General features: G+C 57.8%; 15 protein-coding genes. All 15 read right to left on the bottom strand.

Annotated features, from left to right (window positions below; genetic code table 11):
- Window positions 1-39 precede the first annotated feature (39 nt).
- Window positions 40-1068, bottom strand: coding sequence for a GDP-mannose 4,6-dehydratase (gene gmd, locus ACEQZ0_RS13760; RefSeq protein ID WP_370191587.1), 1029 nt, complete (start codon window positions 1066-1068; stop codon window positions 40-42).
- Window positions 1069-1091: 23 nt separating this feature from the next.
- On the bottom strand, window positions 1092-1808 hold the full coding sequence (locus ACEQZ0_RS13755) for a DapH/DapD/GlmU-related protein (RefSeq protein WP_370191585.1): 717 nt from the start codon (window positions 1806-1808) through the stop codon (window positions 1092-1094).
- Window positions 1809-1844: 36 nt separating this feature from the next.
- A complete protein-coding gene (locus ACEQZ0_RS13750) occupies window positions 1845-3815 on the bottom strand; it encodes an acyltransferase family protein (protein WP_370191583.1) in 1971 nt (656 codons plus the stop codon).
- The gene (locus ACEQZ0_RS13745; protein WP_370191581.1) at window positions 3812-4981 is read right to left on the bottom strand and encodes a hypothetical protein; all 1170 of its coding nucleotides are present in this window, start codon (window positions 4979-4981) and stop codon (window positions 3812-3814) included. The genes ACEQZ0_RS13750 and ACEQZ0_RS13745 overlap by 4 nt, the downstream gene beginning before the upstream one ends.
- 44 nt (window positions 4982-5025) lie before the next feature.
- Complete coding sequence (locus ACEQZ0_RS13740; RefSeq protein ID WP_370191580.1) at window positions 5026-6243, bottom strand: hypothetical protein; 1218 nt, start codon at window positions 6241-6243, stop codon at window positions 5026-5028.
- Window positions 6240-7214, bottom strand: a complete 975-nt coding sequence (locus ACEQZ0_RS13735) for a sulfotransferase (protein WP_370191579.1) — start codon at window positions 7212-7214, stop codon at window positions 6240-6242. The genes ACEQZ0_RS13740 and ACEQZ0_RS13735 overlap by 4 nt, the downstream gene beginning before the upstream one ends.
- Complete coding sequence (locus tag ACEQZ0_RS13730) at window positions 7211-8602, bottom strand: hypothetical protein (protein ID WP_370191578.1); 1392 nt, start codon at window positions 8600-8602, stop codon at window positions 7211-7213. The genes ACEQZ0_RS13735 and ACEQZ0_RS13730 overlap by 4 nt, the downstream gene beginning before the upstream one ends.
- 29 nt (window positions 8603-8631) lie before the next feature.
- Window positions 8632-9540 carry a sulfotransferase gene (locus tag ACEQZ0_RS13725; protein ID WP_370191576.1) on the bottom strand — a complete coding sequence of 303 codons (909 nt, stop codon included), beginning with the start codon at window positions 9538-9540 and terminating at the stop codon, window positions 8632-8634.
- A 72-nt stretch (window positions 9541-9612) separates the two neighbouring features.
- A complete protein-coding gene (locus ACEQZ0_RS13720; protein WP_370191575.1) occupies window positions 9613-10518 on the bottom strand; it encodes a hypothetical protein in 906 nt (301 codons plus the stop codon).
- 9 nt (window positions 10519-10527) lie between these two features.
- Entirely contained in the window at window positions 10528-11109 is a 582-nt protein-coding gene (locus ACEQZ0_RS13715; protein WP_370191574.1) for a DapH/DapD/GlmU-related protein, read from the bottom strand.
- A gap of 10 nt (window positions 11110-11119) precedes the next feature.
- Complete coding sequence (locus tag ACEQZ0_RS13710; RefSeq protein ID WP_370191721.1) at window positions 11120-11893, bottom strand: SDR family oxidoreductase; 774 nt, start codon at window positions 11891-11893, stop codon at window positions 11120-11122.
- Window positions 11894-11916: 23 nt separating this feature from the next.
- A complete protein-coding gene (locus tag ACEQZ0_RS13705) occupies window positions 11917-12621 on the bottom strand; it encodes a cytidylyltransferase domain-containing protein (protein WP_370191572.1) in 705 nt (234 codons plus the stop codon).
- Window positions 12618-13625 carry a Gfo/Idh/MocA family protein gene (locus tag ACEQZ0_RS13700; RefSeq protein ID WP_370191570.1) on the bottom strand — a complete coding sequence of 336 codons (1008 nt, stop codon included), beginning with the start codon at window positions 13623-13625 and terminating at the stop codon, window positions 12618-12620. Before ACEQZ0_RS13700 ends, ACEQZ0_RS13705 begins: the two co-directional genes overlap by 4 nt.
- Window positions 13622-14440 (bottom strand): HisA/HisF-related TIM barrel protein, encoded by an 819-nt coding sequence (locus ACEQZ0_RS13695; RefSeq protein ID WP_370191567.1) that lies wholly within the window; start codon window positions 14438-14440, stop codon window positions 13622-13624. Before ACEQZ0_RS13695 ends, ACEQZ0_RS13700 begins: the two co-directional genes overlap by 4 nt.
- Before the next feature lie 7 nt (window positions 14441-14447).
- Window positions 14448-15062 carry an imidazole glycerol phosphate synthase subunit HisH gene (gene hisH / locus ACEQZ0_RS13690; RefSeq protein ID WP_370191565.1) on the bottom strand — a complete coding sequence of 205 codons (615 nt, stop codon included), beginning with the start codon at window positions 15060-15062 and terminating at the stop codon, window positions 14448-14450.
- Between the last annotated feature and the right edge of the window lie 3 nt (window positions 15063-15065).

Genomic DNA, 15065 nt, shown 5'->3' with positions numbered 1-15065 from the left:
CTTCCGGACCGCCGGGTCATGCCCCGGCGGTGACCACGATCAGTGGTTGAGCCGACCGGCCTTGAGCAGGTCGTAATCTTCGCGCACCATCATCTCGACCAGCTGCGGGAAGCTGACCTTGCGTTCCCACCCGAGTTCGTTCTCGGCGCGGCTCGCGTCCCCCAGCAAGAGGTCCACTTCGGCAGGCCGGAAGAACTTCGGATTGACCTGAACGATCGTCCTGCCGGTCTTGGTATCGATACCCTTTTCTTCGACCCCTTCGCCTTCCCAGGCGAGTTCCATTCCGAGCTGAGCGCCGGCGAGTTCGGCGAATTCCCGGATCGTATGGGTCTCGCCGGTGGCGAGAACATAATCGTCTCGCGGCTCGGCATTGATAATGCGCCACATTCCTTCGACGTAATCGCCAGCAAAGCCCCAGTCGCGTTGCGCGCCGAGATTGCCGAGTTCGAGTACATCCTGCTCCCCGAGCGCGATGCGCGACATCGCCAAGGAAATTTTGCGGGTCACGAATTCCCGTCCGCGCAGGGGGGATTCATGATTGAAAAGGATCCCCGAACTCGCCTTCAGGTCGAAGGATTCGCGATAGTTCTTCGTGATCCAATGCGCGAAAAGCTTGGATACTCCGTAGGGGCTGCGCGGATAGAACGGGGTCGATTCACGCTGCGGAGCTTCGATGGCGCCAAACATTTCCGAGGTCGACGCCTGATAGAAGCGCGTCTGGGGGCTGAAAGTCCGGATCGCCTCGAGCAGGCGCAGCACGCCATTCGCATTGACGTCGGTCGTGGTGAGCGGCTGCTCCCAGGACGTACCCACGAAGCTCTGCGCCGCGAGGTTATAGACTTCGTCGGGCTGCTCATCCTGGATCAGCCGGGCAATGTTGGTGAACTCGCTAAGCTCCAGATCCACGCGCTCGACGTCATCCGCAATTCCCAGGTAATCGAGCCGGGTCGACTGCCGCGAGCTGCGGCGATCTCCGCCGAGGACGCGATATCCTTTTTCGAGTAGGAGCTTGGCCAGATAAGCGCCGTCCTGCCCGGCAATGCCGGTTATGATTGCCTTTTTGGTCATTCTGAGGGAATCCCTGTCTTTCTTTAGTCTTTAGCTGTCGAGCCGGGTTCGGTTTTGTCGCCAAAGCGACTCTTTATCATTCGCGCCGGATTGCCCACGATGACGCTTCCTTTGGGAAAGGACCGCGTCACCACGCACCCTGCCCCTATTACGGAATCGTCGCCGATCTCAACACCGCCCAAAATGGTGACGTTGCTGCCAATCCAACACCGGGCGCCGATCTTCACCGGCAATCCTGTCGTCGCCTGGCTCCTAATCGCTTTGGTCTCGTCGTCAAAATCGTGGTTGTCGCTGTGCACGGTCAGTCGTTCGCCAACAATGGTTTCGGATTCTATTTCAATCCCGCCGAACGCACCGAGATAAAATCCGTCGCCCAATCCCACGAAGTCGCCGATTCTGACGCCCGCTCCCAGTTCCGTGAGGGTAGCGGTTGCGCGGATCCGCCCTCGCCGCCCAAGAGACACGCCGCGTCCGATCGTGATGCCATCGCGTGAAAGTCCTTCGATCAGGCTACCCGCCCCGATTTTGCTGAAGCGTCCGATCTGGATGCGGGCGGAACTGCGAAGCTTCACGCCACCATCGAGAAACACCAACGGCCGACCACGAACAACGCCACGAAACAACGCCATGGACTGCCGCGCCGCCAATCCCACCAATTCAGCGGTACCGATCGCCGGGTCGATACGATATTCCAGTCCCTTGGAACGCGACAGGAAGCGTTCAAGAAGTCGCCGGAGCATGAAACTCTCCCCTCGTGACATTCACGGTAGGACCAGTCATACGCCTTCATCCTCGAGCATACGCCGCGCTGCTCCCTTCAACTTCATTGCACCCTCTTTGCTGAGATGATCGCCATCCCGGAACAAGAGAGTATCGCCATCAAAGAGTGGGCAACGCACCGCATCGCAAAGGCTAACGAAAACTGGTCTGTACGCAATCCGATCGGTGCTGCTTGCCAACCTGCGCAGGTCAGGTTCATAAGTGGCCCGCTGCTCGTCACTTTCCGTTTTCGGGAGCCCCATTTCATCTGTAGGCTTCAAACCGAACCGCTGAACCCTCAGCTGGGTAGGCATGTGGAGAGCGTCGCCTGTGGGTACGTCATCCAATATAACAATTCGGCGACCAGGAAGTGCCTCTGCAAGCCGGCGCAATCCATTTAGGGTGGCAATACGATTATATGCGGTTCCTTCACCGTTGTAGTCTTTGTCCACCCATATAGTACCACGATGACGGTATGTATAACCGGTCATCTGATGCTGCCAATACAACGTTAGATAGATTGTGCGTAGATTTGGGCGTTCCAAGACAAAATCAATAAATGCTGCAACATCACTTTCGAATGACGCATCCCCCCGCTGCGACACGCCTTTGAGCGGGCGAAATCCAGCATCCGTGTACTGATAGCCCGAAATCCCCAGATCGGTAGCAGCGGCAAAAAGCGCAGGACTGAACGCGTCCGCATGGCTGTCGCCGACCAGAACAAAGCTCGGTGTGGTATTTATCGCGCCCCTCACGCAAACGTCGCCGCTTCGAGCACGCTCGGGTGTCACAAAGTGGCACTCGCGACGATCGTGAATATGATTGCGGTAATCCGCCAAGGCATTCATCTCTTGGGGCAGCCGGTCTGGCAAACCGTCAAGGCGGAAGAGGGCAAGCCCCAACGCGACGAAAGCGACCATTACGGCGGCCGACCAACCCATGACAGCCGATCGTGATACTCTTTTGCGATCTCGAACAGGTTGCTCAACATAGCGCCAAGATAAATAGGCCGCCGCTCCAGAAGCCGCGAGACACATGAGACCGCTAAATACACTCAGCTGTGCGGTTGCATAATATGTGAACGCGATAAACGGCCAATGCCAAAGGTAGAGCGAATATGACAGTTTGCCGACAAAAGTCATCACCGGCAACTCGAGGAGTGTGCGGATCGGTGTTGTACCTTGTTCGCCGGTAGCGATCAGCAAGGCTGTTCCGAGACAGGGGAACAAGGCACTGAGCCCTGGAAATGGCGTTTCCGGACCAAACCCGATTACGGCGTAGAGTATGAGCGCTAATCCTAGGACGGATAGCGATTTGTTCAACCAAGAGTGTCGACCAAGGCCCTTGAGCCAGCCGCGAGCGGAGGCAATCGCCAAGAGCGATCCCAGAAAAAGCTCCCACGCGCGGTACTGTGGAAGATAGAAGGCTGCAGCAGAGTTACTGGATAGTGCCAGCTGTGCCATGGCCAGAGAGATAATGCCAACGATGGCAATTAGTACTGCCGCACCGATTGCACGAAAGATGCGGATGCCAAGCCACAATAAGAGAGGGAAAACTACGTAAAATTGCTCCTCGACGCCCAGTGACCAAGCATGGAGCAAGGGTTTCAGTTCCGCTGCTTCAGTAAAGTAACCTTGCTGAGTGTAGAACCACGCATTGGCCAAGAACATCGTCGTAGCGGCGACGCTCTTTCCGTAACTTGCTAGATCGGCCGGAACCATGATCACGACAGCTGCCAGACTTGTGACCGCGATCATCGCGAACAGTGCAGGAAATATTCGCCTTGCTCGGCGCTCGTAAAATCCAAGCAGCGAGAAACGGCGTTCTTCCATCTCACCCAAGAGAAGACCAGTGATTAGGAAGCCGGAGATCACAAAAAATACGTCGACCCCAACAAACCCACCGCTGAGTCCGAGACCGGCGTGAAAAATTAGTACCGGAATAACTGCGACCGTGCGCAGGCCATCGACATCGGCCCGATAAATCATGAAGCGCGCACCCTCTGCTCAAGGAGTGCAAAGGTACCAAAAATTATAAATAGATATGTACCTATACCAGTATTAAGTATGATCGCGATCGTCATCAGAACAAAAAGACCGTGATCAATATTTCCTCTTGGACGATTCCAGAGGAATATGATTGGTATAACTGCTAGTAAACCGTAGTCATATATCGGGCCAGCCATGTGAACCGAGAGGAAATCGGCAACTGTAGCGTACCGTCCCATCGCATGAAAGAATCCAGCCTCAAGGGCGCCAGCGCCAGCCCCGAAAAACAGGGGCAAGGGGTTATGAGGTAAAATTTGCCCCATATAGATATACGGGAGCAGCCTTACGGTCCCTGTCCCCAGCCCCTCCGCACCACGTGTGAAATCCAGCGCCTGGAGTCGACCCGTAAAGAAGTCTGTGGAAGTGGAGACGAAAAGCAACAAACTCCCGCCCACAACGACGATAGCCATAGCGCGAATATCACCGCGGCGATTCAGGTACATCGCAAGTAGGAGAATTGCTGATATCAAAGCAAACAGAGAGAGCGTCGCAAGAAGGGCCGCCAAAATCAATCCGAACCGAGGCGGGGACAGCCAGCCTATATCAAAACAGATCACAAATCTCGTCAGAACAAGTATAATCATAGCCGCATAGGACGGTTCCGTAGCGAATGCCGAAACCCTCAAAGCACTTGCACCATCCTTCACTACGAGAAGCCACTCCACCCACGAGGCGAAGCCAAGCACAATTGAGGTTTGCGCAAGAAGAATTGCCGCGACGTACGCCAGAATCGTGAATTTCGCGAAACGCAAAGCCAGAACGCCGGAGCAGCCCGCCAACAATGCAATCGCCACAAGATGCAAACTATGGAACCCAGCAACTAAAAGATTAGTGCTTGTGATATTGATTAGAGTCGAAATAAATATCATGGCAAGCACAGGAATTATTGGCTTTACTGTCGACCAGCACGCTTGCCCCGTTAGAGTTAGGATCGGTATAATAACTGCAAGCGCGATATAGTGTGGAAATATCACGCGACCGGCAATTTCCGACATTAATAGCGTAGGAAATGCCAGCGCGACCAGCGCGACTACGGTCGCCCAATTCCTGATCGAAAGCGCGACGGCGCCTGCCGACGTCGATTGCTGCCTGAAATCCTTGCCCATGCCGTAAGCTGGGCGCTGCGGAATCACATGTGTGGATTCCCTATTCATATCCGGAGACCCCAACTTCGCCGAACGCGTAACCATGCCAAGAACTTGACGGTATTGGCCCCGGCTGCGATGCCCAGCGGTATGGCCAGAGTGGTGCCCTGCACGAATAGAATGCTGGCCACAAGGCCGAACACCACGATTCCACAGAAGTAATATCGGATCAGTCGGCCGGCTTCATGACCTTGTACAAGAAACATGTTCGCCGGCCCCAACATTCCTTGCAGCCAATAGGAACCCACCACCACGAGAAAATAGGGCCAGAGGTCTTTCGCAGGCAGGTCGACAATCCAGGCATAGAGCGGGAGGGTAGCGAGCAAAGCCAAGAGCAACCCCGTACTGCTGAATCGGACCAATCTGACCTGGCGACGCATGCTTGCAAGGCTTACCTCTCCCACATCATCACCGGCTGCAACCTTTGCGACGTGTCGGACCATTTGTGCGTTCCCGGCAAGTAGCGCCACGTTGACCAGCATTCCGAACCGGCTGCTGGCACCGTAGATGCCAGTCTCAGATGCGTTCTCCAGAAGTCCGAATAACACCAGGTCCATTGCGCCAAAGACCAGGCCTAAGGCTTCCAGTCCGAAAACTGTCGGCAGGTCGCGGGCGCGCTCTCTTACATATGCGGGGATGTCTGCATCCGAGCTACGATCCTGGGACAATGCCCCCCATGCGAGCCAGAGCACAACCGCCAACGCTCCCAGTACACCGACCGGGACCGCCCAGTGTGCATGGATACCTGCCAGCAACAGGAGCAATATCAGCGCCGGACGCACGAGATTGCGCTGCACTTCCGATAGCTGTGGGCCACGGCTAACTCGCAGCGTCTCGATCAATACCAGGGTCACTGCAAACCCTACCGCGGCTGCCGTTAGTATAACCGCACCAAGTAGCGTGAGCGGCCGATCGGCGTCGAGGGCAAGCAGCACGATTGCACCGGCGGCGGCCATAGCCGGTATGAGTAACCCCCGACCGCGAAAGGCGATCACGGTGCCTGCGCCAATGCGGTCAGCTTCCAATCGAGCACTCAGTCGTTGCACTAGCGTCGGCAGCCCCAGGGCTGACAGAGTTCCCAGGACGACAATGCTGTTGAGCAAAAACAAATATTGTCCCAGCTCGGCAGGGCCCTGGGTGCGGCTCAACCAGACTATCGCGGCATAGCCCAAGGCCAAGCCGCCGACGCGCATCGCCTTGAGCGAGAAGAAAGTTACAATCACAGAAACCGGCGCCTTGCCGCATCGACCAGGTTCCCGTAGCCACCCGCCGAATAGTACAACGCCATGGCTAGAGCCCGCGGTAGACTGAACAATAGCCCCAACAACTCACCGACTCGCGGACGCGCACCCGTCGCGGGCATGACGAGTTCGTCCCGATATAGGCGCTCGGTCAACCAGATTTCAGTTGCCGTAAGGCTTTTTCGCCAACCCTCGAGGCGCTGTGTATCGAAGCCCGTCCGCCCTCCTTCGGGCGTGTGCGACGAGCCCCCGTCGCTGACATCGCGCATCGCAGGATCGTATTCGTGTCCAAGCCTCTCGGCCAGCTCGGCTAACTTGCGATCGGGGTCGGTTACCAGAACTTCGTAGGCTATGGGAACCACATCGGGCTCGCCCATTGCCAGGCGCACTTCTTGCAAAGTTTTGCGCAAGAGTAAGAGTTGCAGAATCGGATGCCCGCTGTGGCGGACACGCGCCAAGTCTCTAGCCGGGATTTCGCGTTGCCCGTGCGCACCGACTTTCCAGCGCATTTTTTGCGAGGCGATGATTGCGCGCGGATCGCGACGCATCAGGAAGAAGAGAGCATCGGGAAAGTCGCGGCGTATCTCGTCGCGATAATAAAGGTTCATCGGAGTTTGTTCGACCACCGTCGCCGCCCCTGCGTTCCGCGCGAGACGGTCGAAGAAGCCTCGTAGCAAGGGCGTCTCGGCTCCGGGCAAATCTTCCGACGCGGGATTGGGCAGTTCGGCAAGGCTACCGCTTTTTATCTCGAAGAACCGCCCTTCGTCCTGAATCGCGCATAGCCGGGCCCAGAGCCATTCCTTTCCGTGACCGTCAGCCACGGCAGCCGGTTGCAGTAGATTGTAGAAATGGAGTTCCTCGGTGGCCTCGATCCGTGGATGCCGCCCCAGTGCCAGAGCGAGCACCGAAGTTCCGGAGCGCGAGGGACCGATGATAAACGCCGCGCGGGTCACGCGTATTGCTCCGTTACCTGTTCCAGAACCTGTTCGAAAGCCCACGCCACGCGCGCCAGATTGCGGGGCTCCCAGCTCGCGGGATTTGCGATGGCGTCGCCTTCCGCATCCCCGGGATAGGCGAACCGGGCCAAGTGTGCGGCGTACTCAGCCTGACTCCACCCCCCCTGCTTTTCAGCGCGCAACGTCTCGTATAGTTCATCGATAGGTCCACAACGGCGGAAGTCGGCTATCGTGGGCGACACGACGTTCTCCAAGCGGTCGTATGTGGTTGGTGCAAGACATAGCACCTTCCCCCCGGCCAGTGCGGCTTCCAATCCCATGGTGCCGGAAATCGTGAAAACGTAGTCGATCTTCTCTAGCAGCTCAGGCACCGGCGCAGTGTGATCGAGCAGGTGGAGGCCTGGGTAGGCCAGCAGCCGTTCATACCAGGCTCTACCCCGATTTCCGACCGCAACGGGGTGCTCCTTGATAAACAGTGCGTCGTCGGGGCCGAGCTGGCGCCAGATCTTGAGGATCGTTTCGGCCTGATTGTCCCAATAGCGCCCGCAGGTATCGATGTTCAGCTCTGGCTGAAGGTGGAGCGGGAAGATCACACTCCGGCCGCGACAGGCCTCGATGGCCTCGATACCGACCTTCGGAACACGGCTATAGCTGCGACGGTTCGCCAACCAGCTTGCGTTCTTCGCAAGCTTGTCGCGGCGCCGGTTGCTTTTCCAGGTAGGATCTTCCGGATCGAAATCCTGCAACGACAGGAATCTACGAATTTTCTCGCGGAAAAATCCCGCAGTACCCTGCCGGGCAATATGTTTGCGGTTCATTTCCGCGTAGCCGATTTCTTCGGGGTCGTCATCCGTTCTCGCTTCCCGCGGCTCCCCCTCTTGCGGCACAGGCCAGACCTCGCGAGAAAATGCCTCGTCGGCGAAGAAAGCGAAATATCCCGCAGGTACTCGAGTCAGGAATGGCGAGACCCATTCCGCCTGAGGCAAGATCGCTTGCACCAGCCGATGTGTCAGCACCTCGTAGGCATAGGTCAGCTCTCCCACCACCAGCGTCGGAAGGTCAGTTTCGAGAAAATCGATGATCGGAGCCTGTATGGCGCGCAGATAGTCAAGCCCGTGTTGGCGCATGTGCATCAATCTTCGGTCGCAAAAGACCAGATCGTTGATCTTCACCGGATAGGGCGCGCGTACCGGTCGGGTGGAAAGCGGGAGATACAAGATGTCCCGCTCGTCATAGCCATCGGCGCGCAAAACTTCCCTCTGTGCAGCGTTGACGACAATCCAGCTTATCCTGGTGCTGCTACGATCGATCCGCTTTGCGATGTTCTGAAAGAATGCCGTCCGGCTCTGATTGCCCAAGAAACACAGGCGATTGCGGTAAGTCACTATAATATTTTCCGTTTCCCGCTTCGACCTCAGATACCCCAGCGCCGGGCCAAGTCCATTCCGACACGCTCCGAAACCCGCTCGATGTCCGAGGAATAGAGCGCATAGAGCCGGGCACGCTCGGCGGGAGCCATTTGCTGACTTTCGATATTGAAGTTCTTTACCCGCTCCGCGACGCGCTTGCGCGTGTACGGGTTGCGAAGTACGCTGCGATAGAGCGGACGCAAAGCATTCTTGATCGGGTTTTCCTGCAGGATGAAACGATGCAGCGCGGGAAAACGTGGCAATCCCGATTTATTGAGCTGGATAGCGTCGCTCCGGGGCTTGAACTCCGGATTGATACCGAGGAATTCGGCGATCTCGTTGAGAACCAGGTGGATGTCGGTCACTACCTGATCGTAGGTGACGACTTTCACATGCTCGAAAGCGGCCAGATAGGCGGCGACCTGCGCGTCATAAAAGCCCGCCCGAACGTAGTGGAAGAACGGGTGCATCGGAAAGCGTTCCGTCTCCTCCCATTGGTCAATGCAGGACGAAAAACTTCGGTTTTCGAATCCATCCTTCACATTATGGTTGAAATTTGAGAATGCTCGGTCAGCAGGATTTCGTAAGATGATAACGATTTTGGCATCAGGATTGTCCGCCTGAATCGCCGGGATGGCCTGCTCGTGGCAGTAGAGGTACAGGGGCGTGGCATCGCATTTCAGTGCCTTTCCCACCGGTTCGTAAAGCGCTTCGAATTCAGCGCGCGCATAGGTAGCGTGAGAATGCTGATGCTTGAGAAATTCCTCCGGACCCTCAAGCGACCGAAAAAAGCCCCCTACATAGTAGTGTGGATCCTTGGGCTTGGGCACGAAAACCTCCGAGTGCTTGGCTAATTCATAGCTCAGCGTTGAGGAGGCAGCCTTGAATGTGCCCGCGATAACGAAGTCGATCATCTGATCGATTCTCCTTTTTAGCCCCGGTTGGAGACTTTTCATTTCAAATTGGCCGGCCTGCGGTTCGCCGGGCTAAGGCGACATCAGTACGGCGGACATCGGCGCATAGTGCCCCCCCCGGTAGATCGCCTGGGTCGAGGCCAAATCGTTGAACGACATCGAAAGAATGATACGATCACCGCTGACAGGCACCGTCCCGCGATGAAACGCAGTCGTGTTTTCGATGAACCCTGAGCCGGCCTTGCCGGTGACCTTCTTGAGTTCTGCAGCGACGCCATTCGCTTGCAAATCGGCCTCGGTATAGCGACGGATCAAGCGCAGCCCCCATGGAATCTTCCGATGAGTACCAAGATATACCTCGTGGTGGCCGTAGCCCTCTTCTACATCTTTTAGGTAGTAGAAGGCCTTGACGAATTTGAGGCTGTCAACGTCGCGGTGAATTTCCAGCGCATCGTCATAGCCGTCTACCAAGGTTCGATCTGTCGATATGCGGACTAGAGTGTCAATCTTTGCTTGGAACATCATCTGGTCGCGATCCAATCCAAGAAACGCCTCCGCAAGATCCACAAGGCCCGATTCAGCAAAAATTCGGCCTATGAGTTCTCGCTCCAATGGCACGTCCAGACCCGCCGGGCGCACCAGACCCTCGCCACGCTTGCTTTCGAAATAGTCGGCTAAACTGCCGTAGCTAATGCCGGGCTCAACATTCGCGAGATAATGGTCCACGAGAGCCCGCGTTAGGTCGGGTGAGAGCGGCGGCAGCGGTTGGTAGCCGGTCTCGGCCAGGGGCTTGACCTTTTCTGGGACTTGGGCGGCGTAGTTGCTGCCGGGACGGAGCGAGACGAGATTGCGGGCATAAATCCAGTAGAATGCGCCCCTAAGATCCGTTTTGTAGGTCTGGACTGCCTGACGCGTCGCAGTGTAGAACTGCCGCAGAAGGGCAAACCAAAAACCGGGCTGGTGCTGAGAAGCATGCATAGAAGGTTCCTAGTCTTCAGAGGGAGAGATACGGGATCCGGTTGGTGCAGTCTTGCGAGGAATACCCTTGAGTTTCTTTGCCGGGACACCGCCATAGACGGTGCAGGGCGGCACGCTTTTTGTCACCACGCTCCCGGCGGCGACCACCGAGTGGCTCCCTACGGTAACGCCCGGCAACAAAACGGCGTTTGCTCCGATCCAAACATCGTCTTCTATCACAACGTTTTCAGAGGGATAGTACCCCTGATCTGCGATCTTGATGTCGGTGCGGTCGAAGCGGTGGTTATTGACGTAGACGTGCACGCCCGCACCGATCAGGGCGTCGTCACCAATAATGATCCGGGCATCGGCATCCGCCATAAGCATGGTATGGGGTCTGATCACCACACGATCGCCGATTTCGATATGCTGGGTCTCGACGAGATAGCTATGCGGACGAATACTGCTGCCCTCCCCGAACCGTGCCAGCTTCCGCGTAGCCAATCGCTGAGCCAGCTGCGGGAAATAGAGCATCCAATGCGTAAGGGGGATATCTGGCCCAATCCGCTTAGTCTTGGCCCAAAACCGCAATCGCGCGAACAATCCAGTCACGATATCCTCCTCACCAAGCGCCCCAGCCGCCATCGACTGCGAGCACCTGCCCAGTCACATAGGCAGATAGATCGCTTGAGAGATAGGCGATCGCGCCGCGGAAATCGTCTTCGCTGGCCATCCGGCCCAGCGGGGTACGCGCGACATACCGCTCGATAAAGCTGGATGCCTGGCCACGAGCTATGCCTCCGGGCGAGATTGCGTTCACCCGCACATCGGGTCCCAAGGTCGTGGCCAGCCAGCGGGTGAACTGGATCAGCCCTCCCTTGGAAGCGCCATAGGCCGCGGGATTGGCCATTGTCGTGCCCTCGTAAAGCGACCAGTCGGGGCCCCACTCTCCATAAATCGAGGCGATGTTGACTACGCTGCCTCCCCGATCGGCTCTCAGCGCGGGCGTGAAGAGTTGCGAAAGATGGAAAGCCGCTGTGAGGTTGACTTCGAGCGCTCGGCGCCACGTTTCGACGCTCTGGCTCTCGAATGGCTCGGACCAGCCGCTCAAGTTCGAATCTCCCACGAACGCCGCATTGTTCACCAGGACGCTCAAACCGCCTTCAGCCAATACCGTCCCAGCCATCGCCGTTCGCTGATCTGCGTCCTCGAGATCGCAAGCTAGCGCAGTGGCTTTGACTCCGTGACGAGCGCAGATTTCCTCCGCCAGACCGGGCGTTGACGCCCCTTCCCGATCGACGAGCAGAAGGTCGGCGCCCAGTTCGGCCAGACTGTCGGCCATGACGCGCCCCAAGCCGCCAGCGGCACCCGTTATCAAGGCGCGACGACCCGACATGTCCATCAGTTGACGCAAAGCAGTCACTTGGCCTCCAGCTTCCGGTTCATGAGGAACTCTGCAATTTCGAAATCGAAAGGGGTATCGATATCAATCGACCGTTCGACCGGCACCTCGACCGCGCGCACGCGGCCGGAAAACACTCCTCGCGAACGAAGCACATAGTGCGGATCGGCTACGTAAGCGAATGTCGTCATGTCGAAAACCGCTGGAGCGTCTTGCCGACGAACCACTGTACCGTCCGGATTGTTGACCGGGGCAACGGTGCCATCATCCCGGGCGCTCACCATGTTGAACCAGGGGTTGCGGTGCGCAGCCGTGACCGCGACTACCATGTCGGCGTCGCCTTGGGCGTACCGTGCCAGACAAGCGGCAATATCCTTCGGCAGTCGCAGGGGAGATGTGGCCGGGACCGAGATGAAGGGGTCGGGGAGCACGCCTTCTGCCTTACGCATTTCCTCGAGCGCGTGGCGCCACGCATCCCACTCCGAGGCAGTATCGCTGGCGAGCGACTCCGGCCGCAGGAACGGAACCTCTGCTCCGCAAGCGCGTGCAGTTTCGGCTATTTCCGCATCGTCGGTCGAAACTACAACGCGACCGATCTGCTCAACGCCTAAAGCCTGCTCGATCGCCCAACCGATCAGCGGTTTTCCCGCCAAAGGCTTGACATTCTTGCCGGGCAGCCCCTTGGATCCACCACGCGCAAAGATGAACGCAGTGAGGCTCATGCGGGGCTTCCTACTGCGATGCGCCGCCCATCCTGATCGTGCGACAGGCGTGCCGCCTCCACCAGTTGCATCACTGCCAACCCATCGCAACCCTGCGCGGCAGTGTCGCCTGGAGTATTCGCCTCGATAGCGCCAATCAGGGCGGCGATCTGGGCGGAATAAGTGAAATCGCGGTCGGGGCTCTCCGACCGCAAATCGATCCAGCTCCCGTTTTCGGGATCGAACAATGTCGTCCGTCCCGCCACCGCATCCCAGGTCAAACTCCCCTTTTCACCGATCGCCGTACACATGCGCTTGGTGTCGCGACGCAGGAAATCCATACCCAGTTGCGCAACCGGACCGTTCGCAAAGCCCATCTGAAGCATGGCGGTGTCGTCAACATCGATTTCGAGAGCGCTCTGACGCCCACTCCAGGCCGACACCCACGACACCTCACCGAATACCCACCTAAGCATGTCCAGCTCGTGGCTAAGTTCGAGGAGGACGCCACCTCCCAGATCGCGTCGCGCTGAAACCGTCGTGCGATAATCCGCTCCGCTGCGCCATCCGGGCAGATATTGGCCGATCTCACAACGAACCCCGTAAACCTGCCCGATCCGGCCATCGGCAAGGGCCGATCGAAATTGCTGGAGGGTATGCAGAAATCGCAGATTGTATCCGACGTGGAGCGCCCGCCCCTCAGTTTTGCAAAACCCGATCAGGTCGGCCACGCCTTCGACGCTGTCCGAGATGGGCTTTTCTACCAGCAGATGCGCGCCCGACTGCGCGAGCGCTTTCGCGGTCGGGATATGAAACGGAGCCGGGGTCGCAATGATCGCCAGCTGCGGCGCGAAGTCACAGGCCGACTCAAGCCGGTCGAAACAGCCGTCGGCATATTCTATCGAATCGTCGCAACGCGCGTGGCGCAGCACCCGGATATCGGCTTGGGGCAGGGCAGCACGCAACAGGCGCAAGTGCCGTTTGCCGATGCTGCCCAGGCCAGCAATCAGGGCGCGATCGATCATGCCCCTGCCCGTTCGTGACCGCTGAGATCAACGGTCCCCTTGTCGGGCCACTGCGCCAGTTCAATTCCGCCATCCAGCAGTGCGTGTCTCGCCTTCTTGAGACCATTGCCGACGAAATTGAACAGATGAGCGGTAGCCACCGCGTCGACCCGCTCGTCGTCAAGTCCTTCGGCAAAATGCTTCGCATTTCCGACACCGCCGGCCAGGATTACCGGGAGCGACCAGCCATCGGGCAGCAAGTCGAGCGTCGCAAAATCATAACCCTGCCCTGTACCATCGCGATCGATGCAATTGAGATACAGTTCACCCACATGCCCTTCCGCGTGTCCGTCGAGCATCTCTTCGAGGGGCATGTTCAGGCGCTCGCTCCCGTTGCGGATGTAGGCGGAATAACCTGCTTCCCCTTCCTTTTTCACATCGACCGATCCGACGACGCATTGCTGCCCGAATTCTTGGGCAACGTCCCGGACCAGCGCGGGATTGTCCGCCAACGCCGAGTTCAGAACCACCTTGTCCGCGCCCGAACGCAGCAACCTGCGCGCATAATCGACACTATCGATACCTCCCCCGGCAGCGATCGGCGCGAAACAACCCGCCGATATTCCTTCGAGAGCGGCGCAAAAGGCATCGGGATCGCGTTCCTCACGGCTCACATCCAGGACGATGAGCTCGTCGATGAAGAAGGCGACGTCGGCAAAATTGTAGTTGCGCTGGAGCCAGCTGAGATTGCCTACGTTCTGCAGCCTGAAATTACGGCTAAGCATGAACTGGCCGTTGTCGAAGAGGAGGGTGAAGATAATGCGTTTCTTGAGCATGCAATCCTCACGCTGCTAGGAAATTGGACAACAAGCGCAGGCCATTCGTTTGGCTCTTTTCGGGATGGAACTGGGTGGCGAAGACGTTCTCGTGCTCGTAGGCGGCAACGAAATCGCCACCGTAGTTGCACAGGGCTGCCATTCCTGGGCGTTCCTCCACTCCAAGACGGTACGAATGCACGAAATAGACATCCACCGTCTCGCCCAATCCGGCGGCAAGGCGGCTGTCGGATTCGAAGCGAACGGTGTTGAAGCCCACGTGAGGAACCTTGAGTCCGCGCACAGTGGGCAGCCGTGTGACGGGGCCAGGAACAAATCCCAGCCCCGCCTGACCACCATCCTCTTCGCCATATTCGGCCATGAGCTGCTGGCCGAGGCATATACCGAGAATTTTGCGTTGCCGGATCATAACCGCCTCGTTCAGGGCATCCGCCAACCCTGTCTCGTTGAGGCGCTCCATCGCCTTACGGAATGATCCCACACCAGGAAGCAACAGGGCGTCTGCGCCGGCCACTGTGTCGGGATCGCTGCTGAGCAGCGGCTCGACACCCAGATAGCGCAGCGCACTCAACACGGAGTGCAGGTTTCCCATCCCGTAATCGACGACGACGAGCCCGGTCATGGT

It is taken from the genome of Qipengyuania sp. (assembly GCF_964227205.1).
Lineage (GTDB): Bacteria > Pseudomonadota > Alphaproteobacteria > Sphingomonadales > Sphingomonadaceae > Qipengyuania.
This window is presented reverse-complemented; position numbering and strand designations above follow the sequence as displayed.